General features: G+C 63.3%; 2 protein-coding genes. Both read right to left on the bottom strand.

Annotated elements, in window-relative coordinates; genetic code table 11:
* Positions 1-1,392: maltose alpha-D-glucosyltransferase (treS, locus tag AYR66_RS29685; protein WP_206047222.1), on the bottom strand; the 1,392-nt coding region annotated here is incomplete at its 3' end.
* Positions 1,393-1,401: 9 nt separating this feature from the next.
* Positions 1,402-3,295: alpha-1,4-glucan--maltose-1-phosphate maltosyltransferase (locus tag AYR66_RS19045; protein ID WP_141104277.1), on the bottom strand; the 1,894-nt coding region annotated here is incomplete at its 5' end.

Below are 3,295 nucleotides of genomic sequence, written 5' to 3'. Positions count from 1 at the left end.
CGGGTCGGCGCTCTGCGCTCCCACATTGACCGCCTGGAAGCCGTACAGCGGGTCCTGGATCGGCGGGAGCACCAGCCTTGCCGGGTCTGCGCGCGAGAATCCGCCGTTGCGGTCCGAAGTCCACTGCATCGGCGTGCGCACGCCGTCACGGTCGCCGAGATGGATGTTGTCGCCCATGCCGATCTCATCGCCGTAGTAGATGACCGGCGTGCCCGGCATCGACAGCAGGAAGCTGTTGAGCAGTTCGGTGCGCCGGCGGTCGCGTTCCAGCAGCGGTGCCAGGCGGCGGCGGATGCCGAGGTTGATGCGTGCGCGTTTTTCCGATGCGTAGTAATTCCAGAGGTAGTCGCGCTCCTTGTCGGTCACCATCTCCAGCGTCAGCTCGTCATGGTTGCGCAGGAAGATGGCCCACTGGCAGGCGCCGGGTATTTCAGGCGTCTGGCGCATGATGTCGGCGATCGGGAAGCGGTCTTCCTGGGCCAGCGCCATGTACATGCGCGGCATCAGCGGGAAGTGGAAGGCCATGTGGCATTCGTCGTTGTCGCCGAAGTACGGCAGCACGTCCTCCGGCCACATGTTGGCCTCGGCCAGCAGCATGCGTCCGGGATAGCTGCGGTCGACTTCGGCGCGGATGCGCTTGAGGATCTCGTGCGTTTCCGGCAGGTTTTCGTTGCTCGTCCCTTCCCTCTCGATGAGATACGGAACGGCATCCAGCCGCAGCCCGTCGACGCCGAGGTCGAGCCAGTACTTCATGACCCCGAGCACCGCTTTCAACACCTGCGGGTTGTCGAAATTCAGGTCCGGCTGGTGAGAATAGAAGCGATGCCAGAAGAAGGCATTGGCGACCGGATCCCAGGTCCAGTTCGACTTTTCGGTATCGCAGAAGATGATGCGCGTGCCGCTGTAGGCGCTGTCGTTGTCCGACCACACATAGAAGTCGCGCGCCTTGGAGCCCGGCTTGGCCTTGCGCGCGCGCTGGAACCAGGGATGCTCGTCGGAAGTATGGTTGACGACCAGTTCCGTGATGACGCGCAGGCCGCGCCTGTGCGCCTCGGCGATGAATCGCTTCGCATCCGCGAGCGTGCCGTAATCGGGATGCACGCCCTTGTACTCGGCAATGTCGTAGCCGTCGTCACGCCGCGGCGAAGGATAGAACGGCAGCAGCCAGATCGTGTTGACGCCGAGGTCGGCGATGTAATCCAGCTTGTCGATCAGCCCCGCGAAATCGCCGATGCCGTCATTGTTGGAGTCGAAGAACGACTTGACGTGCACCTGGTAGATCACCGCGTCCTTGTACCACGAGGGGGCTACACTGAAAGATTGCTCGGGGGTTCCCGCGGGAGAGCCTTGTGCGCGGCGTGCAGTCCTGCGGCGATCCGTACTCATGTCCATGTTGAAAACTCACTTCTGTCGAACGCGCCAGATGGCATAGGGGCTAACAAACGGATCCAGCCTCACGTGCTGGTGCTTTCCGATCCAGGTCAGGTGCCGGTTGTTGACGAGGTCGTCCAGTTCAAGCGTGCCGTCGTCGGGCAGGCCGAACTCCCACAGCGGCACTTCGATCGTGGTGTCGCGCGCGGCGAAGGGATCGAGGTTGATCGCCACCAGCACCACGTTGTCGCCGCAGCCGGTGCTGTCGCCCGGCGGCGCTGTCGATTTCTCGAAGAACAGGATGTTGTCGCCGGTCGCAGGCAGGAACCGGATGTTCAGGTGCGTCTGCAGCGCCGGATTCTCGCGCCGCAGTCGGTTGAGCTGCGTGATCTCGTGGATGATGTTGCCGGGCCGGTTCCAGTCCCAGGCCTTGATCTCGTACTTTTCCGAGTCGATGTACTCTTCCTTGCCGGGAATCGGCGTGCCTTCGCACAGCTCGAAGCCGCTGTACATGCCCCACAGGCCGGAGAGCGTTGTCGCCAGCGCGGCACGGATCAGGAAGCCGGGACGGCCCGAGCGCTGCAGGAAATACGGATTGATGTCCGGCGTGTTGACGAAGAAATGCGGCCGGAAATATTCCTTCACCGGCGTCTGCGTCAGCTCGGTCATGTAATCGGTGAATTCCTTCTTGGTATGGCGCCAGGTGAAGTAGGTGTACGACTGCGAATAGCCGATCTTGGCCAGCCGGTACATCATCTTCGGACGCGTGAAGGCTTCCGACAGGAAGATAGTGTCGGGGTAGCGGCCGCGGATGTCGCCGATCATCCACTCCCAGAACGGCAGCGTCTTGGTGTGCGGATTGTCGACGCGAAAGACGCGCACGCCCTCCTTCACCCAGAACAGGACCACGTCGCGCAGCGCGATCCACAGATCGGGCAAGGCGCCGGGCGCGTAGAAATCGACATTGACGATGTCCTGGTATTTCTTCGGCGGGTTTTCCGCATAGCGGATCGTGCCATCCGGACGCCATGAAAACCAGTCCGGATGCTCCTTCAGCCAGGGATGGTCGGGCGAGCACTGGATCGCGAAGTCGAGCGCGAGTTCGAGGCCATGCCTTGCAGCCTCGTCGCGCAGGTGGCGGAAATCCTCGATCGTGCCGAGCTCGGGATGCAGCGCATCGTGCCCGCCCTCTTCCGAGCCGATTGCATACGGGCTGCCGGGATCGCCCGGCTCGGCCGTCAGGCTGTTGTTGCGGCCCTTGCGGTGCTTCTTGCCGATCGGATGGATAGGTGTGAAGTACAAGGTGTCGAACCCCATCGCCTGGATCGCCGGCAGGCGCTTCTCGACGTCGGCGAAGGTGCCATGCCGCGCCGGATCTCCGCTCGCCGAGCGCGGGAACAGTTCATACCAGCTGGAGAAGCGCGCCGCGGTGCGCTCCACCTCGATGCGCATCGACTCGCTGCGTACCGCGAACGGCCGCGCATCCGCTTCGCGCATCGCTTCGAGCATGGGTTCGGACAGCAAGGTGGCAATCCGTTCCGCGTCGCGCGCGGCAGCTTTCGCCTTGTCGCGCGTCAGCTTGAGCGATTTCGCCAGCTGTTTCAGGCTGCCGGACGCGCCTTCGATCCCCGCTTCCTGCGCATGGGCCAGTGCTGCTTCGACCATCAGGCGGCCTTCCTCGAGTTCGACGCCGACGTTCAGCCCGGCGGTGGTTTTCTTTTCGAGTTCGTCTCGGTACGTGGCAAAGACATCGCGCCACGCTTCCACCGCGAACAGGTAACGGCCGATGCGCGTGAGCGGCATGCTCGCCGCCCAGCGGTCGTTGCCGATCGCATGCATGCGCACTTCATGCCATTCCGTGTCGTCCGCAGCCCGCCACAGGGCGACGACGGCCAGCTTGTCGTGGCCATCCGTGAATACGTCG

The organism is Noviherbaspirillum denitrificans (assembly GCF_002211445.1).
Classification (GTDB): Bacteria; Pseudomonadota; Gammaproteobacteria; order Burkholderiales; family Burkholderiaceae_D; genus Noviherbaspirillum; species Noviherbaspirillum denitrificans.
Note: the sequence above shows the minus strand (reverse complement) of the source record. Positions and strands in the feature narration are given on the sequence as shown.